This is a genomic window from Bradyrhizobium sp. LeoB3, from assembly GCF_055456055.1.
The window spans coordinates 27,440-48,769 of sequence record NZ_JBVBEF010000025.1; the positions used below are offsets into that span (position 1 = coordinate 27,440).

The 21,330-nt window shown below is 64.4% G+C and carries 19 protein-coding genes and 1 pseudogene; 13 read left to right on the plus strand and 7 right to left on the minus strand.

The window, feature by feature from the left end:
- Position 1 precedes the first annotated feature (1 nt).
- The 3 genes from murJ (at position 2) to ACZXDY_RS18245 (ending at position 4,613) form a co-directional block, all read left to right on the plus strand.
- On the plus strand, positions 2-1,531 hold the full coding sequence (murJ, locus tag ACZXDY_RS18235; protein WP_464346448.1) for a murein biosynthesis integral membrane protein MurJ: 1,530 nt from the start codon (positions 2-4) through the stop codon (positions 1,529-1,531).
- 133 nt (positions 1,532-1,664) lie between these two features.
- Positions 1,665-3,974, plus strand: a complete 2,310-nt coding sequence (locus tag ACZXDY_RS18240; RefSeq protein ID WP_464346449.1) for a xanthine dehydrogenase family protein molybdopterin-binding subunit — start codon at positions 1,665-1,667, stop codon at positions 3,972-3,974.
- A 189-nt stretch (positions 3,975-4,163) separates the two neighbouring features.
- Positions 4,164-4,613, plus strand: a complete 450-nt coding sequence (locus ACZXDY_RS18245) for a c-type cytochrome (protein ID WP_456643401.1) — start codon at positions 4,164-4,166, stop codon at positions 4,611-4,613.
- 238 nt (positions 4,614-4,851) lie between these two features.
- Here the strand turns inward: ACZXDY_RS18245 and ACZXDY_RS18250 are convergent, their stop codons facing one another.
- A complete protein-coding gene (locus tag ACZXDY_RS18250) occupies positions 4,852-5,274 on the minus strand; it encodes a CHRD domain-containing protein (RefSeq protein ID WP_028163616.1) in 423 nt (140 codons plus the stop codon).
- Between the two features lie 283 nt (positions 5,275-5,557).
- Here ACZXDY_RS18250 and ACZXDY_RS18255 point away from each other — a divergent pair, with 283 nt between their 5' ends.
- On the plus strand, positions 5,558-6,490 hold the full coding sequence (locus ACZXDY_RS18255) for a c-type cytochrome (protein ID WP_464346470.1): 933 nt from the start codon (positions 5,558-5,560) through the stop codon (positions 6,488-6,490).
- Here the strand turns inward: ACZXDY_RS18255 and ACZXDY_RS18260 are convergent.
- On the minus strand, positions 6,487-6,732 hold the full coding sequence (locus ACZXDY_RS18260) for an Lrp/AsnC ligand binding domain-containing protein (protein ID WP_464346450.1): 246 nt from the start codon (positions 6,730-6,732) through the stop codon (positions 6,487-6,489). The genes ACZXDY_RS18255 and ACZXDY_RS18260 overlap by 4 nt on opposite strands.
- A gap of 138 nt (positions 6,733-6,870) precedes the next feature.
- Between ACZXDY_RS18260 and thiD the strand changes: the two genes are divergently transcribed.
- The 5 genes from thiD (at position 6,871) to ACZXDY_RS18285 (ending at position 12,140) form a co-directional block, all read left to right on the plus strand.
- Positions 6,871-7,671 carry a bifunctional hydroxymethylpyrimidine kinase/phosphomethylpyrimidine kinase gene (gene thiD, locus ACZXDY_RS18265; protein ID WP_464346471.1) on the plus strand — a complete coding sequence of 267 codons (801 nt, stop codon included), beginning with the start codon at positions 6,871-6,873 and terminating at the stop codon, positions 7,669-7,671.
- Positions 7,672-7,957: 286 nt separating this feature from the next.
- Positions 7,958-8,770, plus strand: coding sequence for a UDP-2,3-diacylglucosamine diphosphatase (locus ACZXDY_RS18270; RefSeq protein WP_028163613.1), 813 nt, complete (start codon positions 7,958-7,960; stop codon positions 8,768-8,770).
- Positions 8,767-9,837, plus strand: a complete 1,071-nt coding sequence (locus ACZXDY_RS18275) for a glycosyltransferase family 4 protein (RefSeq protein WP_464346451.1) — start codon at positions 8,767-8,769, stop codon at positions 9,835-9,837. The genes ACZXDY_RS18270 and ACZXDY_RS18275 overlap by 4 nt, the downstream gene beginning before the upstream one ends.
- Positions 9,838-9,890: 53 nt before the next feature.
- The gene (locus ACZXDY_RS18280; RefSeq protein WP_464346452.1) at positions 9,891-10,880 is read left to right on the plus strand and encodes a threonine/serine dehydratase; all 990 of its coding nucleotides are present in this window, start codon (positions 9,891-9,893) and stop codon (positions 10,878-10,880) included.
- A gap of 219 nt (positions 10,881-11,099) precedes the next feature.
- A complete protein-coding gene (locus ACZXDY_RS18285) occupies positions 11,100-12,140 on the plus strand; it encodes an AI-2E family transporter (protein WP_464346453.1) in 1,041 nt (346 codons plus the stop codon).
- Here the strand turns inward: ACZXDY_RS18285 and ACZXDY_RS18290 are convergent.
- On the minus strand, positions 12,137-13,906 hold the full coding sequence (locus ACZXDY_RS18290) for a metallophosphoesterase family protein (protein WP_464346454.1): 1,770 nt from the start codon (positions 13,904-13,906) through the stop codon (positions 12,137-12,139). The genes ACZXDY_RS18285 and ACZXDY_RS18290 overlap by 4 nt on opposite strands.
- Positions 13,907-14,052: 146 nt before the next feature.
- A complete protein-coding gene (locus tag ACZXDY_RS18295; protein WP_464346455.1) occupies positions 14,053-15,255 on the minus strand; it encodes a hypothetical protein in 1,203 nt (400 codons plus the stop codon).
- Between the two features lie 75 nt (positions 15,256-15,330).
- On the opposite strand from ACZXDY_RS18295, the gene ACZXDY_RS18300 reads away from it, so the two are divergent.
- Positions 15,331-16,527 (plus strand): MFS transporter, encoded by a 1,197-nt coding sequence (locus ACZXDY_RS18300; RefSeq protein ID WP_464346456.1) that lies wholly within the window; start codon positions 15,331-15,333, stop codon positions 16,525-16,527.
- On the opposite strand, the gene dgcA is transcribed toward ACZXDY_RS18300, so the two are convergent.
- Positions 16,497-17,504, minus strand: a complete 1,008-nt coding sequence (gene dgcA, locus ACZXDY_RS18305; RefSeq protein WP_464346457.1) for an N-acetyl-D-Glu racemase DgcA — start codon at positions 17,502-17,504, stop codon at positions 16,497-16,499. The genes ACZXDY_RS18300 and dgcA overlap by 31 nt on opposite strands.
- 137 nt (positions 17,505-17,641) lie before the next feature.
- On the opposite strand from dgcA, the gene ACZXDY_RS18310 reads away from it, so the two are divergent.
- The 3 genes from ACZXDY_RS18310 (at position 17,642) to ACZXDY_RS18320 (ending at position 20,553) form a co-directional block, all read left to right on the plus strand.
- Positions 17,642-18,775 (plus strand): ABC transporter permease, encoded by a 1,134-nt coding sequence (locus ACZXDY_RS18310; RefSeq protein WP_028163605.1) that lies wholly within the window; start codon positions 17,642-17,644, stop codon positions 18,773-18,775.
- Between the two features lie 2 nt (positions 18,776-18,777).
- Entirely contained in the window at positions 18,778-19,551 is a 774-nt protein-coding gene (locus ACZXDY_RS18315; RefSeq protein ID WP_464346458.1) for an ABC transporter ATP-binding protein, read from the plus strand.
- Between the two features lie 117 nt (positions 19,552-19,668).
- Complete coding sequence (locus tag ACZXDY_RS18320) at positions 19,669-20,553, plus strand: MlaD family protein (RefSeq protein WP_464346459.1); 885 nt, start codon at positions 19,669-19,671, stop codon at positions 20,551-20,553.
- 1 nt (position 20,554) lies between these two features.
- Here the strand turns inward: ACZXDY_RS18320 and ACZXDY_RS18325 are convergent, their stop codons facing one another.
- Both ACZXDY_RS18325 and ACZXDY_RS18330 read right to left on the minus strand, forming a co-directional pair.
- Positions 20,555-20,992, minus strand: a complete 438-nt coding sequence (locus ACZXDY_RS18325) for a PIN domain-containing protein (RefSeq protein WP_464346460.1) — start codon at positions 20,990-20,992, stop codon at positions 20,555-20,557.
- Between the two features lie 4 nt (positions 20,993-20,996).
- Positions 20,997-21,281 (minus strand): annotated as a pseudogene (locus ACZXDY_RS18330) (hypothetical protein); the annotation flags it as partial.
- Positions 21,282-21,330: the final 49 nt, after the last annotated feature.

Consider the following 21,330-nt stretch of genomic DNA (forward strand, 5'->3'; position numbering starts at 1 on the left):
CATGCTTGGACGCATCTTCACGGTCGGCGGCTACACCCTGCTTTCGCGGCTGACGGGGCTCGCGCGCGACATCATGCTCGCAGCGATCCTCGGCGCGGGACCTATTGCCGACGCCTTCCTGGTCGCCTGGCGCCTGCCGAACAATTTTCGTGCGATCTTCGCCGAAGGCGCGTTCAACACCGCGTTCGTCCCGGCTTACGCCCATGTCCACGGCAAGGGCGGCGATACGTCCGCGCGCCTGTTCGCCGACCGCATCTTTACGCTGCTGTTCTTGTCTCAGCTCATCCTGCTGGCGCTGGCCTGGGCCTTCATGCCGCAGGCATTGCGCGTCCTGGCGCCCGGCTTCACCGATGACGCCGAGCAGCGCCAGCTTGCGATCGAGCTGACGCGGATCACCTTTCCGTATCTGCTGCTGATCACCATGGTGACGCTCTATGGCGGCATGCTCAACGTGATGCAGCGCTTTGCCAGCGCGGCCGGGGCGTCCATCCTCCTCAATCTGTCGATGATGGCAACGCTGGCGCTGGCGGCCTTCTTCCCGAGTGCAGGTCACGCTGCGGCCTGGGGCGTCCTGATCTCCGGTTTCCTGCAATATTTCCTGCTTGCGGGCGATCTGGCGAGGCACGGCACGCTGCCGCGCTTTGCCATGCCGCGGCTGGATGAGGACGTCCGCGCCTTTTTCCGCGCGATCGGACCGGCGACGCTGGGCTCGATGGGCACGCAGGTCGCCGTGTTCGCCGACACCATCATCGCGACCTTCCTGGCGGCCGGCGCGCTGTCGGCGCTCTATTACGCCGAGCGGCTCTATCAGCTGCCGATCGGCGTGATCGGGATTGCCGTCGGCACGGTGCTGCTGCCGGAAATGTCGCGGCGGATCACCGCACAGGATGTGGTGGGGGCTGCGGCTGCGCAGCGCCGCGCGTTTGATTTCACCCTGCTTGCCACCGTGCCCTTTGTCGCGGCCTTCCTCACCGTGCCTGACATCATCGTGCGCGCGGCGTTTGCGCGCGGCGCCTTTACCAAGGCCGACGCCGCGGCGGCCGCCGCGACCCTGGCGGCCTATTCGATCGGCCTGATCCCGTTCGTGATGATCCGCAGCGCGGTTGCGACGTTCTATGCACGCAAGGATACGGCAACGCCCGTGAAGGCGTCGCTGACCGGGCTGGCGGCCAATCTGCTGCTGAAGATCGGCCTGATGGCCCCGCTCGCCCAGATCGGACTTGCACTTGCCACCGCCGTAGGCGCCTGGATCAACCTGCTCTTGGTGTTCGGCTTTGCGGTGCGCGCCGGTTATCTCGAGCTCGATCGCCTGATGATGTTGACCTTTGCGAAATTCGCCGTCTCCGGCCTCGTGCTTGCGGGGGCACTTTGGTGGACCGAGCGATTCGCAGCCGTCTATTTCGCGCAGATGCATGTGCTGCGTGATGAAACCATCCTAGCGCTCCTGATTGCAGTCGGCGCCTTCGTCTATGGATTTTCCATCCTGGTGCTGTTCGGGCGCGGATGGCTCTTCGCCCTGCGGCGCGGATAGTTTTCAAGTCAAATCAGCTTTTTGTTGCGGTGCTTCCAAGCTCCGCAATTCGCGGTTTGCGCTTCTTTCCCAACCGCGCCAATATGGCGGGAAACACGCCAAGATGGCGTGGACAACAACAATTGGAGTGACGATGGCAGCCCCCATCAAATTCGGCGTCGGCCAGAGCGTACGCCGCAAGGAAGACGATGCCCTCATTCGCGGCAAGGGCCGCTACACCGACGACGTTGCGCCGCAGCCGGCGCTGCATTCGCTGGTGCTGCGCTCGCCGCATGCGCATGCGAAATTCACCATCGATGTCACCAAGGCGCGCGGCCTGCCGGGCGTCAGCCTGATCCTGACTGCGGCCGAGGTCGCCGATCTCGGCGACCTGCCATGCCTGTTCAATCTGGAGACCGACCCGTTCACCGGTCCGCCCTATCCGATCCTGGCCAAGGACGAAGTCCGCCATGTCGGCGACGCCGTTGCCTTCGTCGTCGCCGAGACGATCGACCAGGCGCGCGACGCGATCGAGGCGATCGACGTGCAGTGGACGCCGCTGCCGGCCGTGATCGGCGTCGTCAATGCCGTGAAGCCCGGCGCGCCGCAGGTGTGGCCCGACAAGCCGGGCAACGTGCTGTTCGACGTCTCGATCGGCGACAAGAAGGCGACTGAAGAAGCTTTTGCCAAGGCGCATGCGGTCGCGGAAATCTCGATCGTCAATCCGCGCATCGTCACCAACTTCATGGAGACGCGTGCGGCGGTCGCCGAATATGACGCCAAGAAGGACCATCTGACGCTGACGATCGGCAGCCAGGGCAGCCATCGCCTGCGCGATATCCTCTGCCAGAACATCCTGAAGATCCCGGTCGAGAACATGCGGGTGATCTGCCCCGATGTCGGCGGCGGCTTCGGCACCAAGCTGTTTCCCTACCGCGAATATGCTCTGGTCGCGGTCGCTGCGCGGCAGTTGAAGAAGACGGTCAAATGGACGGCTGACCGTGCCGACCACTTCATGGGCGACTCGCAGGGGCGCGACAACGTCACGACCGCGAAGATGGCGCTCGCCGAGGACGGCAAGTTCCTGGGCATGGACGTCGATCTGATGGGCGATATGGGCGGCTATCTCTCGACCTTCGGCCCCTATATTCCGCATGGCGGCGCCGGCATGCTGCCGGGCCTCTATGACATCCAGGCCTTCCATTGCCGCGTCCGCACCGTGTTCACCAACACCGTGCCGGTCGATGCCTATCGCGGCGCCGGGCGGCCGGAGGCGGCTTACGTTGTCGAACGTCTGGTCGATGCCGCCGCGCGAAAACTCGACATGACGCCAGATGCGATCCGCCGCAAGAACTTCATCCCGCCGAAGGCGCTGCCCTACAAGACCGCGACCGGGAAGGTCTATGACTCCGGCGATTTCGCCGCGCATATGAAGCGCGCCATGGAGATCGCCGAGTGGAAAGAATTTCCCAAGCGCGCCAAGGCGGCGAAGAAGGATGGCCTGGTGCGCGGCATCGGGCTTGCGACCTATGTGGAGATCTGCGGCACCATGGGCGAGGAGACTGCGAATGTCGCGCTCGACCCCAATGGGGACGTCTCGATCCTGATCGGGACGCAATCGAGCGGGCAGGGCCACCAGACTGCTTATGCACAGATCGTTGCTGAACAGTTCGGCGTGCCGCCCGAGCGCGTCCATATCCTGCAGGGCGACACCGACAAGATCGCAACGGGTCTTGGCACCGGCGGCTCGGCCTCGATCCCGTCGGGCGCCGTCAGCGTGCAGCGCGCCACCGCCGCGCTCGGCGACAAATTGAAGGAGATCGCGGCGCAGGCGCTGGAAGCAAGCGCCGGCGACCTCGAGATATCGGACGGCGTGATCCGCATCGCCGGCACCGATCGCTCGATCAGCTTTGCCGATCTCGCCAAGCGCCCCGGCGTCGATCCGTCGAAGCTGAACGCCAGCGCGACCTTCGCCAGTGCCGACGGCACCTATCCGAACGGCACGCATCTCGCCGAAGTCGAGATCGATCCTGCGACCGGCATCATCAAGATCGTGAACTATGTCATTGTCGATGACTTCGGCGTGACACTGAACCCGCTGCTGCTCGCGGGCCAGGTTCACGGCGGCGCGATGCAGGGCATCGGGCAGGCGCTGATGGAGCAGGCGGTCTATAGCGCAACCGACGGCCAACTCGTCACGGGCACCTTCATGGACTATGCGGTGCCGCGCGCCTCCGACGGTCCGTCCTTCGTGTTCGAGACCCACAACGTGCCCTGTGCGACCAATCCGCTTGGCGTCAAGGGCGCGGGCGAAGCGGGCGCGATCGGCTCATGTCCGGCGATTGTCAACGCGATCGTCGAGGGCCTGTGGCGCGAATACAAGATCGACCACATCGATATGCCCGCTACCCCCGAGCGGGTCTGGATCGCGATCCGCGAGGCGCAGCGACGCCATAATCTCTGATGACGACATCGTAGCGCGGGAATAAACGCCCGCGCACGGGTTCTAAAGCATGATCCGGAAAACTGGCTAACCGGTTTTCCGGAAAGATCATGCTCAAAGGAGGCGCTGGATCATGATCCAGCGCGAGGCCGCGAGCGCAAAATGCGCGCGGCGGCGTCCGGCAAGCTTCACGAAAAGGAGAATTCGCCGATGAAGCGGATGGTTTTGGTGGCAGGTGGCGTGCTGCTCGGTGCAAGCGCTGTCATGGCTCAGCAGGAGATCGCCGTTCAGCAGGACAACCTGATGCGGGCGCAGGCCAAGAGCATGTACACGGTGATCGGGAAAATGGTGAAGGGCGATATCCCCTACGACCAGAAGGCGGTCGATACGGCGCTCGCCGATCTCGAAACGAACGTTGCCAAGATCGCGACCGTCTTTGCCACCAACCCCAAGGAAGACGTGAAGGATGCCCATTACACGTCGTCGCCCAAGATCTGGCAGAACAAGGCCGATTTCGATTCCAAGATCCCGCCGGTCACGAAGGCGATCGGTGACTTCAAGGGCAAGGTCAAGAATCTCGATCAGTTGAAGGTGGCCTACACCACGATCAACGATCGCTGCGGCGCGTGCCACGACACCTATCGCGTCAAATTGAAGTGACGCGGCGCTTCACCTCTCCCGCGCGCGGGAGAGGTCGCTGCGCTTCAGCGCAGCGGGTGAGGGCTCTCTCACTCGGGGAGTCCCAATGCGGAGACACCCTCACCCCGACCCTCTCCCGCAAGCGGGAGAGGGAGCGCAGCTTCGTCGCGGCCAGTACTGGTTTGCTTCACTATAGGCACGAAATGAAAAAGGCGGATGCTGGAGCATCCGCCTTCAAGGATGAGCGTTAGTGGCTCGCCTATTTCACGACCTGGCCGCGGATTTCGCCGCCTGGATTGGCCGCGGTGTGGACGTTCACGTAGTACTTGCCGGCGAGGAAATCGGCGGCCTGCGCGTCCGTCAGCGTGGCGCTGCCTTCGGCGGGGCTCGAGGCGATATTCGGGATCGGGACCGCGACGCCGCCGTTCTTGCCGGCTTCGGCGGGACCATGGAAATGCGCTGCGGTGGCGGGACCGGTGAGGCCGGAATAGGTCACCTTCCAGCTCAGCTTCTTGGTCGCGGGATCGTAGTCGATATCGGCGGTGCCGGTTCCGGTGCTGCTGTTCGGCGGCACTTCCGATTTGCCGTCCAACGGCACCTTGTACTTGTCGGCGAGAGCAGGACCGGCAAACACGACGGCGGCTCCGAGCGCGAGCGTGGCAAGCATGGTCTTGTTCGGCATGGTTTTTCTCCCTGTTGGCGTCGGCCTGAGTGTCGACCTCAAAACAATGGCCTTTCTGCTTTATTCCCAAAATCGCCCGCGAGCGCGGAAAATTTCGAGCAAGCGCATGGCCGAAACTCTCGCCATATTAGCCGTTCGGTCGACGAACTGGAGCATATTCGGTTCTGATTGAACCGAAGCGCCAGATTTTTGTTTTTGACGCGTTCACACGAACCGGTGCTCACCCTCGGATCAAGTCCGAGGGCATGCTTTGCTCGAAGACGCTCCAATGACAGGTCGGATTATGTTGCGACGAATTTACCCCGCGGCCATCCTCGCCGGCATTGTCGCCGTCGGCGTCTACTGGTGGCTGACCGTACCTGCGACGTTCGCGGCCAGCGTATTGCCGGCCTATGAGCCTGACATTGGCAATGGCTCGACCATCTTCAACGCGGGCGGATGTTCGTCCTGCCACGCCGTACCCAACCAGCCCGATCGCACCCGGCTCGGTGGCGGGCTCGCGATTCCATCGCCATTCGGCACCTTCTATGCGCCGAACATCTCGCCCGATCCCAATGACGGGATCGGCCGATGGAGCGAGGCCGATTTCGTCACAGCGGTCATGAAGGGCACCTCGCCGGAGGGCGCCCATTTTTTCCCTGCCTTTCCCTATACGTCCTACCGGCATGCGAAGATCGAGGACGTCCGCGACCTCTTCGCGTTCATCAAGACGCTGCCGCCGGTCGCCGGCAAGGTGCGCGATCACGACGTGCCGTTCCCCTTCAACATCCGCCGCAACATCGGTGTGTGGAAATTCCTGTTCATGGATGACAAGCCCTTTACGCCGGATCCGGCGCGCTCCGCGCAATGGAATCGCGGGGCCTATCTCGTGAACAGTTTCGGCCATTGCGCGGAGTGCCACAGCCCGCGCAATTTCCTGGGCGGCATCATCCGCGCGCAGCGTTTTGGCGGCGGACCGAATCCGGAGGGCGAGGGCTGGGTGCCCAACATCACGCAAAAGAAACTCGGAGACTGGAGCGCGAAGGACTTCGCTTATTTCCTGAAGACCGGCGAACTGCCGGAGGGCGACAGCGCCAGCGGATTGATGGCGCGCGTGATCAAGAACACCTCGCAATTGTCCGACGACGACCGCGCGGCAATGGCGGACTATCTCAAATCGCTGCCACCCGTCGAGGGACCCACGCCACCGCCGAAGCCGACCGGGAATAAGAGCTAGGTGGTCCCGAACGCCTTGAAGGTGATGATGGTGTGGGTGTCCTGGATACCCGGGATGACCTGGACCTTCTCGTTGACGAAATGGCCGATGTCGGTGTCCTTGTCGACGTAGAACTTCACCAGGAGATCGTAATCGCCCGCGGTGGAGTAGATCTCGGAGGCGATCTCGGCCTCCGCCAGCGCATTGGCGACGGCATAGGACTGGCAGAGCTTGCACTTGATCTGGATGAAGAAGGGAACCATCGCTGTTATCTCCGGGGCAGGTAGCCGGCCCATAGAGCCAAATTCGCCGTGCAATGGCAAGCCAGCTTGCCGGCCTTGGTTCGCCGCGCTAGGAGGGACCATGGTATTATGCCTATCCCACTGCGCGGCAGCTTTCCGATGACGACGCCGATCGCACTCACCATTGCCGGTTCGGATTCCTCTGGCGGCGCCGGCGTCCAGGCGGATTTGAAGACCTTTGCCGCGCTCGGCGTCTACGGCGCATCCGTCATCACCGCGCTCACCGCGCAGAACACGATGGGCGTGCGCGGCATCCACCAGGTGCCGGCCGAGTTCGTGACGGCGCAGATCGATGCGGTGTTCTCCGATCTTGCGGTCGGCGCGGTCAAGATCGGCATGGTGGCGGAGCTTTCGATCATCGATGCGATCGCGGCCGGGCTCGAGCGCTGGTCGCCGAAGCATGTCGTGTTCGATCCGGTGATGGTTGCAACCTCGGGCGATCGCCTGCTTGCCGCGGAGGCGGTCGATGCGCTGCGCACGAGATTGATCCCGCTTGCGTCGTTGATCACCCCGAACCTGCCGGAGGCCGCAGCACTGCTCGACGAACCGATGGCCTCGGATGAGGCCGCCATCGAGAGCCAGGGCAGGCGGCTGCTTGCCCTCGGCTGTCAGGCGGTCCTGATTAAGGGCGGGCACGGGCAGGGCAGCGAGAGCATCGATTATCTCGTCGATGTAGACAGCGCGATCGTGCTCGCGGCGCCGCGCATCAGCACCGCAAACACCCATGGCACCGGCTGCTCTTTGTCGTCTGCGATCGCAGCCGAGCTTGCCAAGGGCGAAGACGTGACGTCAGCCGTGCGCAATGCCAAGCGCTGGATCAGCGCCGCGATCGAAGCCGCCGATCGTTTCACCGTCGGCCACGGCCACGGGCCGGTGCATCATTTTCACAGATTTTATTGAGTGTCGTCCCGGCCTTGAGCCGGGACCCATAACCACGAATGGTTATTTGAAGCGAAGCTCGGGCGACATCCGACTCTCACCACGGCACCCTGTGGTTATGGGTCCCGGGTCAAGCCCGGGACGACGCCGGGGATGCATTCCGTGGATATCCGGCCCCTCGTGTCGCCAGATTGTCGCATGGCGCTGTTATCCGCATTTCAAAGGGGCGCGTAGCTGATTCTGGTGGGACTGTTGGCTGCGACGAATCGTCATCGCCCTGTCACAGGGATTTGTTAGGTGCACAGGTATGGGAAGCGACTCTTTCAGTGAAGAGAGCCCCGAGCGGCGCTTTCGCACGTTGTTCATCTCCGATGTCCATCTCGGAGCCCGCGGGTCCCAAGCCGACCGATTGCTTGATTTCCTGCGCTCTCACGATGCCGATACGATCTACCTGGTTGGCGACATCGTTGACGGTTGGGCGCTGAAGTCGAGCTGGCACTGGCCCCAAACTCACAACGACTTCGTGCAAAAGATGCTGCGCAAGGCACGCAAGGGCGCCAAGGTCATCTATATCCCCGGCAATCACGACGAGTTCCTGCGCAAGTACTACGGCACGCATTTCGGCGGCATCGACGTGATGGAGAACACTATCCACACCGGCGTCGACGGCAAGCGCTACCTCGTGATCCACGGCGATATCTTCGACCTCGTGGTGCAGAATGCGCGCTGGCTCGCCCATCTCGGCGACAAGGCGTACGACTTCGCGATCCAGATGAATCGCTTCGTCAACTTCTTCCGCCGCATGTTCGGCGTGCCCTACTGGTCGCTGTCGCAATGGGCGAAGCTGAAGGTCAAGAAGGCAGTCAATTACATCGGCGCGTTCGAAACCACGCTTGCGAGCGAAGCACGTCGCCACGGCTGCGACGGCGTGATTTGCGGCCACATCCATTATGCAACGATCCGCGACGAGCACGGCATCCGCTACATGAATTGCGGCGACTGGGTCGAGAGCTGCACGGCGCTGGCCGAGCACGAGGATGGGCGCTTCGAGATCATCACCTGGACGGACCCGGTCCGGCGCATCGCCCCAGTGCCGCGGGTCACGGCGCGCGCTGCATGACAAAAATCCTGGTCGCGACCGACGCATGGCATCCCCAGGTCAACGGGGTGGTTCGGACGCTGACCATGATGGCCGAGGCGGCAAAGGGCCTCGGCGTTGAGATCGCATTTCTCACGCCGCAATCGTTCCGTACCTTCGCGATGCCGAGCTATCGCGACCTCAGGCTGGCCCTGCCGCATCCGGCTGCGATTGCCGCGCTGATCGAGCAGGACAAGCCCGACAGCATCCACATCGCCACCGAAGGTCCGATCGGCCTGTTGGTGCGCCGCTACTGCCGCAAGCGCGGTCTGCCGTTCACCACGAGCTTTCACACCCGCTTTCCGGACTATGTCTCGGCGCGCTCGCCAATCCCGGAAAACTGGGTCTGGCGGCTGTTGCGCTGGTTCCATCGGCCGAGCCAGGCGGTGATGGCGGCAACCCCGGCGCTCGCCGCCGAACTGCGCTCGCGCGGCTTTCGCAACGTGGTGCTGTGGTCGCGCGGCGTCGATACCGAGCTGTTCCATCCGCGCCATGTCGACCTCTGTCTTCCGGCACCGGTTTTCCTGAGCGTCGGCCGGGTGGCGGTCGAGAAGAACCTGGAAGCCTTCCTCGACCTCGATCTGCCGGGCACCAAGGTCGTTGTCGGCGACGGACCGGCGCGGCCGGCACTGGAGCGGAAATACCGCGACGCCGTGTTCCTGGGCGCACGGCACGGCGAGGAATTGGCGCGCATTTATGCCGCTGCCGATGTGTTCGTGTTCCCGAGCAGGACCGACACCTTCGGTTTGGTGCTGCTGGAGGCGCTTGCGAGCGGCCTGCCGGTCGCCGCTTTCCCGGTGGTCGGTCCGCGTGACGTGATCGGTACTGCGCCGGTCGGCGTGCTGAAAGAAGACCTCCGCGAGGCCTGCCTGGAGGCGCTCAGCATCCCCGCGCAAACCTGTGTCGACTTTGCTGCGCGCCACACCTGGCAAGCCTCGGCGCGCGTTTTTATCGACCACGCCCTCAACCTTCGTCCGGTCGAGCCCGACCCTGCGCCCGAGAGTGAGGCGGCCGAATTCGTGGCCGAGGACCCGCATTTCGCGGCCTGACTTCACACAGAAGCGTCTTGCCCGGTCATCGGCGGCCGCGTTACAAATCGCGGATGACCGAAATCATCGCAAATCCACCCATCGGTGCGGCTGATATCGAAGCCGCCGCAAAGGTGGTCGCGCCGTTCGCGGTGCGCACGCCGCTGCTGTCCTTTCCCGTCCTCAACGAGCGCGCCGGGACCACGGTGTTCCTGAAGCCGGAAATGCTGCAGCGGACAGGCTCGTTCAAGTTCCGCGGCGCCTTCAACAAACTGGCGTCGATCCCGCAGGCCCAGCGTGGTGGCGGGGTCGTCGCATTCTCCTCCGGTAACCACGCCCAAGGTGTGGCCGCAGCGGCGAAGATCCTCAGCATGCAGGCGACCATCGTGATGCCGGCGGACTCGCCCATCACCAAGCGCGAGCGCACCAAGTCCTATGGCGCTGAGGTCGTGCTCTATGACCGCGACCGTGAGGACCGCGAGGCGATCGCCAATGGTATCGCGGAGAAGCGCGGAGCGACTTTGGTGCGTCCCTATGACGATCCCTTCGTGATCGCAGGGCAGGGCACCGCGGGCCGCGAAATCGCCGAGGACATGGCCACGCTTGGGCTTACGCCCGACATCGTGGTGGCACCGGCGTCCGGCGGCGGGCTGATCGCGGGCGTCGCGACCGCCGTGAAGGCCAAATTCCCGCAAGCCCAGGTGATCGTCGCCGAGCCGAAGGGCTATGACGACCACGCGCTGTCGCTGCAGGTAGGACATCGCGAGCCGCATCCAGCCGCCGCCCGCACCATCTGCGACGCGTTGATGGCGGCGATGCCGGGCGAGCTCACATTTGCGATCAACAGCAAGCTGTTGGCGCGCGGCGTGTCGGCTTCGGATGAGGAAGTCGCCGCTGCGGTCGCGTTCGCCTATCGCGAACTGAAGCTGGTGGTCGAGCCCGGCGGCGCCGTCGGCCTTGCCGCCTTGCTCGCCGGCCGCATCGACGCCAAGGACAAGAACGTCGTCATCGTTCTCTCCGGCGGCAATGTCGACGCCGACCTGTTCGCCAAGCTGGTGGCCTGAACAACGCCGAGATTCTGCAGCCCGGGTGAAGCCAACGGGTCGCGCGAAGGCGCGCCCGATGGCTCCACCCAGGCTACGACGCAGAACATCGTTTTGGCGCCTGCGCAATCAGCGCATCGTCCAAATCCCTGGCCCCGCCCCATCGATTGGCTGACTGCCCTTGCGGCGGATTGCAGCACCTGACAATCTTTGTTTGGCGCAAGGTCGGAGGAATCCAGGATGGGGGACGGCTCCGGGCAAAGGGTTGCAACCGTCGTCATCGCGGTAGTGCTCGTCGGCGCGGCCGCATCGCAGGCGAGGAGTGTGCTGGCGCCGCTCGCTGCGGCGCTGTTCATCATCGCGATCGTCTGGCCGGCGCAGAAATGGCTGCAGTCATGGATGCCGAAGCTCGCAGCGCTCGCGATCACCATGCTGGTCACGGTGGCGATCTGCCTTGCCTTCGCTTCGCTGGCAGCGTGGGGCTTTGGCCGCGTCGGCCATTTCCTCGTCGCCGATGCTGGGCGGTATCAGACGTTCTATGAACGGGCCGTGATATGGCTCGATGGCCATGGCATCGAGGTTGCCAGCCTCTGGGCCGAGCACTTCAATGTCGGCTGGCTGCTGCGCGCCACGCAATACGTCACCGGCCGCCTCAACACCACGCTGAGCTTCTGGCTGATCGCGCTGGTCTATGTCGTGCTGGGGTTGCTCGAGGTCGAGGATGCCAGGCGAAGGATAGACAGATTGGAGAACGCTACGGCGGCGCGCGTGTTGCTCAATGGCAGCGCCGCGACCGCGGCCAAATTTCGGAAATATCTGCTGGTGCGCACGCAGATGAGCGCAGTCACCGGCCTTCTGGTCGGCCTTTTCGCCGGCGTTACCGGATTGCCATTCGCGTTCGAGTGGGGCGTGATCGCCTTCGTGCTGAACTACATCCCGTTCATCGGGCCGTTCATCGCCACGCTGTTTCCGACGCTGCTTGCCATGACGCAATTCGAGAGCTGGCCGGCGGTGTTCGGTGTCTTTGCCTGCCTCAACATCATCCAGTTCGTGGTCGGCAGCTATGTCGAGCCACGCGTCGCCGGCAACACGCTATCGATATCGCCGTTCATCGTGCTGTTTGCGATCTTCTTGTGGACCTTCCTGTGGGGCCTGTTCGGCACCTTCATCGGTGTGCCAATCACGCTTGCGCTTCTCACCTTCTCTGCCGAGCACCCGTCGACGTGCTGGCTCGCCGATCTGCTCGGAGGACCGGCTGACGGCAAACCGGCAAGGACTTAGCTGCCCGCAATTACCACCTTTTCGGGCTCGGCGAGGCAAAGCGTTCCATCGAGGCCGCTTACCAGCCGGTGGATGTAGAAATAGCTTGGCGCATCATCGGCAGCGTTCATCACCGGCGAGGGCGCGGAGATAATCTTCAATGCGCCGCATGCACCGATCCAGTCGATGTGGCGGTGACCGTGCATCACCACGACGCGGTCGGCAAAGGCTTGCAGTCTACGGACGAACCAGCTCCCATTGATTAATGCCGTTCCAATGCGCTCGGAGAACTTCGTCGTCGGCATGGGATATTCCGTGAGGTGATGGTGCAGCGCCACGATCCACCGTGCTTTCGGAAAATAGTTCATGGCGGCCTCCAGCCGCTGCACCTGTTCGAGCGAGACCAGCCCGAGCGCGTTGGTGAAGGAGAAGTGGGTTTCGGCATTGGAGTCGAGGATGGCTATTCCGAGGCCTTCCGGTTGGTCGGGCGGCAGGATCATCGGGAATTGGTCCTCGAACAATCGGCGAAGCTCGGCGCCCCGACGCACGCCGCCGCGCTCGGCGAACGCAACAATCTGTTCGCGATGCGGCGTGAGGAACTCGTCCAGCGTGGCCGCGACTTTGCCTGACGTGTCGACGAGGCGCACCCGATCGCCCTGAATGGTCGATATCGCCGACAGGGTTCGCATTTGCCGCAGCCGCTTGCCGGGGCTGAACGGCAAGTCGAGCCGGGCCGGGTTGGCGCGATCGACGATGTTCACGTCATGATTGCCCGGCAGCAGAAGCGTCCGCGCGGCAAGATCAGGGTGCTCTGACAATGCCTCAAAGAACTCGGCCCATTCGCTGGCGCGCCCCGCATCCGTCATATCGCCGCTGATCAGCACGTGATCGAGCGGATCGGCGGCATGAATGGCGGCGAGACGAGCAAGCGCGGCGGCAAAGCGTTCATTGCCGCGCGGCCCGGCGCGCCCGCATTCGATGCGAAAGCCATATCGCTCGCCGACGACGTGGACATCGGACAGATGCGCAACGCGCCAGATGCGGGCATCGGGCCTGGGGATATCGAAGGCGGCAAGATCGGCCGGCTGATCCATGCTGGCATCGGCAAAACCCCAGGCCAATGACGCCGCTGCGAGATAGCAGGACACGAGCACAACGGCGTTGGCCAGCGTCGTCACCACGAGATGATGACCTATGGCGAGATCGATCAGGCCGGCGGTCCATTGCGAGGTCGGCCAAACCAGGATCGCGATCAATGCCGCGCCTGCGCTGAGCAGGATGCCGGCACCGAGCGAACACGCGCGTCGCACTCGCATGCGCAAATTTGGAGTCAGGCTGCTTTGCCAGATCCGTTCCGTCAGGTGGCGCAGTGCCTCGCGGCAGAACGCATAGCTCGGCTGCACCGCGAGCGCGTTCAGCGACCAGAAACTGATCTCGACGATCCGCAGCAGCGGCCGCCAGGCGAACCATCCGAGCGCGACGATCGCGATCAGCATCAACGCCGCGCCGATTTCCGTCAGGACCAGGATTTTTTCGGACAAGATCGAAAGCCAGGCGGAGGCCAAGAGCGGCGCGAGGCCGAGCAGCACGGCCGGCAGCAGGAGCAACGCGGTCCACGCGAACAAGAGCTTCGGCAGGCTGATCTCGACAAGCAGGCTGCCGGCAATAGCAAGCAGCGAACGCTGACCGGGGCTGGCCGCATCGTCCTCGACGTCGCCGTCGCGCGGATCAAGCAGCACGCGGCGCTGAATGCTCGAACGTTCGTCCGCCGATGTCGACTGCCTCATGACATGAGTCCGTCGCTTGCACCTGTCGCCAGGATGGACTTCGCGGACGCCAGCAGCACGTGTCCGTGCTGCGTACTTTATCACAGCTCTTGTAACGAGACATCGGCCACTGCGCGAGTCTCCTCGCGGAGCGGCAAGCCTCGCGCTTACGAAAAGAACGCGATCTTCTCGGCCTGGCTCATGCGGCGGATCGGCGCGAGCGGATCGCTGGCCGTGGCGCTGGGCTTCTTGACGATGCCGTTGGCAATGATGGTGGAGCCGAGCGAGATTTCGACCGGAGGCTCGGGCGGCGAGACGAAGGTAGGCTGCGGCGGAAGCTCGAACTGCGGTTCCGGCAGCGCGACGGCAAGCTCAGGCGCCTGCGGCACGATTTCCGGCGCGGGCGGTGCTTCCAGTTCAACTGGTGGTTCTTCGGCGATCGTTGCCGTGGTGTCCTCAACGTCGAACGGGTCGGGCGCGCCCATCTCCATCGCGATCATGTCGAGCACGGCCTCGTCATGAGCGTCGGCAGCAGCTTCCTCGGTGGCGCGAGCAAGCTCGATCGCTTCAGCCTCCGCCAGCGCCGCTTCGGCGACAGCGAGCGCGGCTTCCGCGTCCGCAACGGTGATGGTCTCTTCCGCGGCGTCCGGCTCGGGACGTGCGGCGACGGTCTCCACGGCGGCCGGCGCCTCCGGTGGAGCCTCGACTTCTGTGGTGTGCTCGACCTCCACCGTGTGAAGGGCGCGCGGCTCCGCGTGGCTCTCCGGTGCAGGTGCGGGTGACGGAGCCATCGGCGCTTCGGCGCTCGGCGCAGGCGTCTCATCGACCTCGGAGAACTGGGCGAGGCGTTGCACGATCGGTGCGAAGGCGGCATCCAGCGCGGCCTTCGCGTCCTCGGATGAAATCTGCGCGGCGCCGTTCTCGATTGCGACGACCTGGGAATCGATGAGGTCGCAGATGCGTCCGTCATTGCCGATCTCGCGCAGCCGCCACGCGATCTCGCGGATTACCCGCGCGCCCTTGCGCACCGGGGCAAGCTTCTGCTCCAGCGCCAGGCTGTCGAGCGCTTCGGCCGCAGATGCCTGCGCGGCCTCCACCGCGTCGCGGATCGCGGCGATGGCCTCGGCGACCGCCGGCCCCGGATCGGGTTCGACCGCCTGCTTCTGCGCGGCAAGGCTTTCCTCGAGCCGGGCCACCGCATCCAGCACCAGGCGGGTATCGGCGTTGCGGTTGCGCTTGGCGTATTCGGAGAGGAACCAGCGGCCGCGCGAAGTCTCCATGAAGGCTTCGCTGATCGCGTGGTAATCGTCCTCGCCCGGCTGCACCGGGCGGGCTGTGATCGGCGAAAGGGCGAATGCTTCGTTGGCCATGCAAATCTCGTCGCGCAAATTGCGGCGCGCTGCGATAACGAACACCACGATATCAGGCGAATCGCAATTGGATTGATGGCTTCCGAATCACAAATTCCTGCAGCGCCGCAAGTGGATGCTAAGCGATTCGCGGCTCGCCTCGGAGCCTTTTACGGCACCATGTTCGGGATGCTCGGCACCTATCTGCCGTTCTTCCCGCTCTGGCTGAAGGCGGTGGGGATCGAGGCGTCCTGGATCGGCATCATCACGGCGGTGCCCGCGGTGACCCGTTTCACCGTGCTGCCGCTGATCACATCCCTTGCCGAGCGGCGGCGGATGCTGCGCGGCGCCATCATGATCACGGCAGCCGCGACCGCGTTCGGATTTGCCCTCATCGGCACCCAACGCCAGGCACTGCCGGTATTCCTGGTCTTCGTCGTCACCTGCTGCCTGTGGACGCCGACGGGGCCGCTCACGGATGCCTATGCGCTCCGCGGCGTGACGCATTACAGACTGAACTATGGTCCGTTGCGGCTGTGGGGTTCGGCCGCCTTCGTGGTCGGCGCGCTCTTGTGCGGGCTGCTGGTCGATGAAGTCGCGGCGGAGCACCTGATCTGGATCGTTGCTGCCGTAGCGGGGGTCAGTGCGCTCACCAGCCTGGGCCTGCGGCCGCTCGAGGTCACAAAGAGGGCCGAGACCGCACAGCGCGGCGGCGTCGCGCTGCTCCGCGATCGCGGCTTCCTCGCGATCATCGCGGCTTCTGCGCTGATCCAGGGCAGCCATGTCGCCTATTACATCTTTGCCTCCATCGTCTGGAAGCAGGCCGGCCTGGGCGGGCTCACCATCGCAGCGCTGTGGTCGCTCGGCGTGCTCGCGGAGATCGTGCTGTTTGCGGTATCGCCGCGCCTCACGCTGCCCCCGGCGATGCTGGTCGTGATCGGCGCACTGGCCGGGGTTGCGCGCTGGGTGATCACCGCGCAGGACCCGCCGCTTCCGGTCCTGGCCGTCGTGCAGCTCACGCATGGGCTGACCTTCGGCCTGACGCAGGTCGGCATCATGGGACTTTTGGTGCACCAGGTGCCCGGACACATCATGGCGCGCGGGCAGGGCTATCTTGCCGCCTGCAGCGGCATCGTCTCGAGCAGCACCGCGATCCTGTGCGGCGTCGTCTATGCCCGCTACGGCCAGGGCGTCTATTACCTGATGGCCGCGATGGCAGGGTCAGGTGCACTGGTGATGTGGCTGGCGCGGCATAACCTCCATCACCCCCAGAGCGCGGCCTCCGGCGGATAGACGAGGCTGCCGTCGTAACGCAGCCCGTGGTCGCGGTCGTGCGCGAGCAGCAGCGGGCCATCGAGATCGACGAAGCGCGCCTGCGGGGTGAGCAGCATCGCGGGTGCCATGGCGAGCGAGGTCGCGACCATGCAGCCGACCATGATGTCGAAGCCGAGCGCCTGGGCGGCATCCGCCATCGCCAACGCCTCGGTCAGGCCGCCGGTCTTGTCGAGCTTGATATTGACTGCGTCGTAGCGGTCGCGGAGCCCCTCCAGCGAGGCGCGCGCATGCACGCTTTCGTCGGCGCAGACGGCAAGCGGCCGCTTGATCTCAGCCAGCGCCGCATCGTTGCCGGCCGGCAGCGGCTGCTCCACCAGCGTGACGCCGGCATCTGCGCAGGCGGCGAGGTTGTCGGCGAGGTTGTCCGCCGTCCAGGCCTCATTGGCGTCGACGATCAGTTCCGCATTCGGCGCCGCTCTTCGTACCGCCTTGATGCGCTCTCCATCGCCGTCGCCGCCGAGCTTGATCTTGAGCAGCGGCCGGTGCGCGGCCCTGGCGGTCGCTTCCGCCATCGCCTCCGGCGTTCCCAGCGAGATCGTGTAGGCCGTGGTGCAGGGGACCGGCGTGCCGCGCCCGAGCAGGTTCCATATCCGATTGCCGCTGCGCTTGGCCTCGAGGTCCCACAGGGCGCAATCCAGCGCGTTCCGGGCCGCGCCCGGCGGCATTTGCGCCTGCAGGGCCTTCCGGTCCATGCCGGCCGCAAGGGACCCCTGCATCGCCTGGATCGCCGCAAACGCCGCCTCCGGCGTCTCGCCATAGCGCGGGTAGGGCACGCATTCGCCGCGCCCGGTCAACCCGTCCAGGCTGACCTCGGCCACGACGGTAACGGCCTCGGTCTTGGCGCCCCGGCTGATGGTGAAGGCGCCCGCGATCGGCCAGCGTTCGATAAAGGCGGCAAGCTCTTGCGTTAGGCGCGCGGATCGGCTGGAAGTCATTTCAAAATCTCGCAATTTCTGAACCGTGCGCTTGCGGGGCGCTGCCAACTATGGCTGGTTAGCGCCAGATTCTACAAGGCAATGCGGCGTTCGAATTCCTATCTTTCGAACGAGACAACCAGCCTGGGGTGGGCATTTTGAACGGCGACCCGACACTGGAACGGATAACACAGGGCGGCGGCCTTGCCCTGTGCGCCGCGGGGCCGTGGACGGCCCGTTTTGCGCCCGTGCTGGAGCGGATGGTGGCCGACGCGGAAAAACTCCGCGGCACCCGTCCCGATATCTTCATCGACGTCTCCCAGGTCTCCAAGCTCGACACCTTCGGCGCCTGGTTGATCGAGCGGCTCAGGCGCAGCCTGAGCCACGGTGGCGGCGAGGCGACCATCGCCGGGCTCTCGGAAAACTATTCGAGCCTGGTCGACGAAGTCAGGCGGGTGAAGGAAACGCCGGAGGCCGAGACCGGCCCGGTCTCGATTACGGCCATGCTGGACCAGATCGGCCGGGTGGTGGTCGGCATCGGCGGCACGATCATCGGATTGATCGACATGCTCGGCGCCGTGCTCGTCGCGAGCGGGCATGTCTTGATCCGCCCGCGCTCGTTCCGTCTGACCTCGACCATCCACCATCTGGAGCAGGTGTGCTGGCGCGCGGTGCCGATCGTGGTGCTGATCACCTTCCTGATCGGCTGCATCATCGCGCAGCAAGGCATCTTTCATTTCCGCAGGTTCGGCGCCGACATCTTCGTGGTCGACATGCTCGGCGTGCTGGTGCTGCGCGAGATCGGCGTGTTGCTCGTTGCCATCATGGTCGCCGGACGCTCGGGCAGTGCCTACACCGCCGAGCTCGGCTCGATGAAGATGCGCGAGGAAATCGACGCGCTGCGTACCATGGGGTTCGATCCGATCGAGGTGCTGGTCCTGCCCCGCATGCTGGCGCTGGTGCTGGCGCTGCCGATCCTCGCCTTTCTCGGCGCGATGGCCGCGCTCTATGGCGGCGGCCTCGTCGCCTGGCTCTATGGCGGCGTCGATCCGGAAGCGTTCCTGCTGCGGCTGCGCGATGCCATCTCGATCAATCATTTCATTGTCGGCATGGTCAAGGCGCCGGTGATGGCGGCGGTGATCGGCATCGTCGCCTGTGTCGAGGGGCTGGCGGTGCAGGGCAGCGCGGAATCGCTCGGCCAGCACACGACATCATCGGTGGTGAAGGGCATCTTCTTCGTCATCGTGATGGACGGCGTGTTCGCGATCTTCTTCGCGTCGATCGGGATGTGACCATGCTGATGCAGCCTATTTCCGACGCCATCATCCGCGTTCGCGACATCACGGTGCAGTTCGGCAGGACCCGCGTGCTCGACGGTCTCGATCTCGATGTGAAGCGCGGCGAGATCCTGGGCTTTGTCGGGCCCTCCGGCGCCGGCAAGTCGGTGCTGACGCGCACCATCATCGGGCTGGTGCCGAAGGTGTCGGGACGCATCGAGGTGTTCGGCATCGACCTCGATGCCGCCAGCTCCAGCGAACGGCGCCGGGTCGAACGACGCTGGGGCGTCCTGTTCCAGCAGGGCGCACTGTTCTCTTCGCTGACCGTGCGGCAGAACATCCAGTTTCCGGTGCGCGAATATCTGAGGGTCTCACAGCGGCTCCTGGACGAGATCATGGTGGCGAAGCTCGTGATGGTCGGGCTGAAGCCCGAGGTCGCCGACCGCTATCCTTCCGAGCTCTCCGGCGGCATGATCAAGCGCGTGGCGCTGGCGCGTGCGCTCGCGCTCGATCCCGAGCTCGTGTTCCTGGATGAGCCGACCTCGGGCCTGGACCCGATCGGCGCCGGCGAGTTCGACGAGCTGGTGCGCACCCTGCAGCGCACTTTGGGGCTGACCGTTTTCATGGTAACCCACGATCTCGACAGCCTATATACCGCGTGCGACCGCATCGCCGTTTTAGGGAACGGTAAGATCATTGCCGCAGGATCGATCGCCGACATGCAGGCCTCGCAGCATCCATGGCTGCGGCAATACTTCCATGGCAAACGCGCCCGCGCCGTCATCGGCTAGCGCGTGATCCCGACAGGTGGAAACCGGTTTTCGGACAAGATCATGCGCGAGAGAGAAGGATCAGTGACGGTTCCGCCGCGGCGGATCCCGAGCTTGGACGAGTAGCTGGAGCAATCGATGGAAACCCGGGCGAACTATGTCCTGATCGGCGCCTTCACGCTGGCGGTGATTGCGGCTGCGTTCGGCTTCGTGCTCTGGTTCCAGAGCCTGCATACCACCAAGCAGCGCAGCCCTTTGCGGGTGATTTTCGAAGGTCCGGCCTCGGGTCTGCGGAACGGTGGTAATGTCAATTTTAATGGTATCAGGATAGGGGAAGTCATTTCGGTGAAGCTCGACAATCCGCGTCGCGTGGTTGCATTCGCGATGGTCGAGAACAACGCGCCGATCCGCAAGGACACCCTGGTCGGCCTCGAATTCCAGGGATTGACGGGCGTTGCCGCGATCTCGCTGAAGGGCGGCGAGGAGACGGCGCCTCCGGTGCCGCTCGACGAGGACGGTATCCCCGTGCTGACGGCCGATCCCAGGGCCCTGCAGGATGTCACCGAAGCGATCCGCGCGACGCTCCAGAACGTCAACCGCATCGTCGCGGACAATCAAGAATCGGTGAAGAACTCGCTGCGTAATCTCGAGACCTTCACCGCGGCGCTCGCGCGCAATTCCGAGAAGATCGACAATGTGATGCTGAGGGTCGACGGCGTGATGGGCAAGGCCGACAACCTCATGCTCGGCCTCAACAGCATCGCCGGCGGCGATCGCGGTGGCGAACTGGCCGCGATGGTGAAATCGATCCGCGAGCTCGCCGAAGATTTCGACAAGCGCTCGGGCGCACTGATGGCCGACGGCCGCAGGACGCTCGGCGATATCAGCCGCGCCGTGAACAACCTCGACCGCAACCCGACGCGCCTGTTGTTCGGCGCCAGCAGCAGCAGTAGCAGCAACAGCAACGCATCCGAACCGCCGCCTCCGCCGAGGTCCGTAGGGCCGGTACGCAGGCGACAGTGATCTAGCCGGCGCCCGCGGTACGAAGCGGGTTGACGACTTTCAAGCCGGCGAAATCTTTCTCGTTGTCGGTGACGACGATGCAATCGTTGGTCTCTGCGATCGCGGCGATGATCATGTGGAGCGCGCTTCTTGGCCGACCGACGGCAGTGCCGTCCGCGATGAGGCGCGCCCAGACGAGGCTTGCCCTTTCGTCAAAGGGCAGCACGCGGCCTGCGAAAAGCGCTTGGGGTCCTTCTGGGCCGGTGAACCAGGTCTCAAGCAGCGCGCGCTTCTTCCCTTTCGGCTTCTCCAGGAACCCCCGCCGAATTTCTCCGACGGTCAGGGCTGAAATGAACAGGTCCTCGTCGGTTTGTTCTGCCATCAACGCTGTGAGGGCTGCGGATGGATCGCGCCTCGTGACGTTGCTGATGATGTTGGTGTCGAGGAGACAGCGCGTCATACGCGCCCCGTTTCGCGCGGCGCGTCAGGTCAAGGTCGGCGTCGACCAGCGGCCAGCGTCGCAAGGCGGCGAGGATTCCACCTTTCTTCCGCGGCTCGTCGGCAATCGCCTGGCTGAGCGTCGCCCGGATTTGCGCAGAATCGGCATCGCCTGCGGCTAGGCGTCTTGCCAGGGAGCGGATCAGGTCGCGATCGGTATCGAGACCAAGAACCTCAAATCGCGCCATGCCGCGCTTGACCAGCCGGGACCGGTAGTTCCGCAGCGCTCTCTTCTGCGCAGTGTTTCCCATGTTCGCCTTCGTCCCTCCTGCCGAGACAATATCTGGATATATATCCAGA

Excerpts from the sequence above, each read along its gene's own strand:
- murJ (WP_464346448.1), top strand. The coding sequence starts at position 2 with ATGCTTGGACGCATCTTCACGGTCGGCGGCTACACCCTGCTTTCGCGG.
- ACZXDY_RS18240 (WP_464346449.1), top strand. The coding sequence starts at position 1,665 with ATGGCAGCCCCCATCAAATTCGGCGTCGGCCAGAGCGTACGCCGCAAG.
- ACZXDY_RS18245 (WP_456643401.1), top strand. The coding sequence starts at position 4,164 with ATGAAGCGGATGGTTTTGGTGGCAGGTGGCGTGCTGCTCGGTGCAAGC.
- ACZXDY_RS18250 (WP_028163616.1), bottom strand. The coding sequence starts at position 5,274 with ATGCCGAACAAGACCATGCTTGCCACGCTCGCGCTCGGAGCCGCCGTC.
- ACZXDY_RS18255 (WP_464346470.1), top strand. The coding sequence starts at position 5,558 with ATGTTGCGACGAATTTACCCCGCGGCCATCCTCGCCGGCATTGTCGCC.
- ACZXDY_RS18260 (WP_464346450.1), bottom strand. The coding sequence starts at position 6,732 with ATGGTTCCCTTCTTCATCCAGATCAAGTGCAAGCTCTGCCAGTCCTAT.
- thiD (WP_464346471.1), top strand. The coding sequence starts at position 6,871 with ATGACGACGCCGATCGCACTCACCATTGCCGGTTCGGATTCCTCTGGC.
- ACZXDY_RS18270 (WP_028163613.1), top strand. The coding sequence starts at position 7,958 with ATGGGAAGCGACTCTTTCAGTGAAGAGAGCCCCGAGCGGCGCTTTCGC.
- ACZXDY_RS18275 (WP_464346451.1), top strand. The coding sequence starts at position 8,767 with ATGACAAAAATCCTGGTCGCGACCGACGCATGGCATCCCCAGGTCAAC.
- ACZXDY_RS18280 (WP_464346452.1), top strand. The coding sequence starts at position 9,891 with ATGACCGAAATCATCGCAAATCCACCCATCGGTGCGGCTGATATCGAA.
- ACZXDY_RS18285 (WP_464346453.1), top strand. The coding sequence starts at position 11,100 with ATGGGGGACGGCTCCGGGCAAAGGGTTGCAACCGTCGTCATCGCGGTA.
- ACZXDY_RS18290 (WP_464346454.1), bottom strand. The coding sequence starts at position 13,906 with ATGAGGCAGTCGACATCGGCGGACGAACGTTCGAGCATTCAGCGCCGC.
- ACZXDY_RS18295 (WP_464346455.1), bottom strand. The coding sequence starts at position 15,255 with ATGGCCAACGAAGCATTCGCCCTTTCGCCGATCACAGCCCGCCCGGTG.
- ACZXDY_RS18300 (WP_464346456.1), top strand. The coding sequence starts at position 15,331 with ATGGCTTCCGAATCACAAATTCCTGCAGCGCCGCAAGTGGATGCTAAG.
- dgcA (WP_464346457.1), bottom strand. The coding sequence starts at position 17,504 with ATGACTTCCAGCCGATCCGCGCGCCTAACGCAAGAGCTTGCCGCCTTT.
- ACZXDY_RS18315 (WP_464346458.1), top strand. The coding sequence starts at position 18,778 with ATGCTGATGCAGCCTATTTCCGACGCCATCATCCGCGTTCGCGACATC.
- ACZXDY_RS18320 (WP_464346459.1), top strand. The coding sequence starts at position 19,669 with ATGGAAACCCGGGCGAACTATGTCCTGATCGGCGCCTTCACGCTGGCG.
- ACZXDY_RS18325 (WP_464346460.1), bottom strand. The coding sequence starts at position 20,992 with ATGACGCGCTGTCTCCTCGACACCAACATCATCAGCAACGTCACGAGG.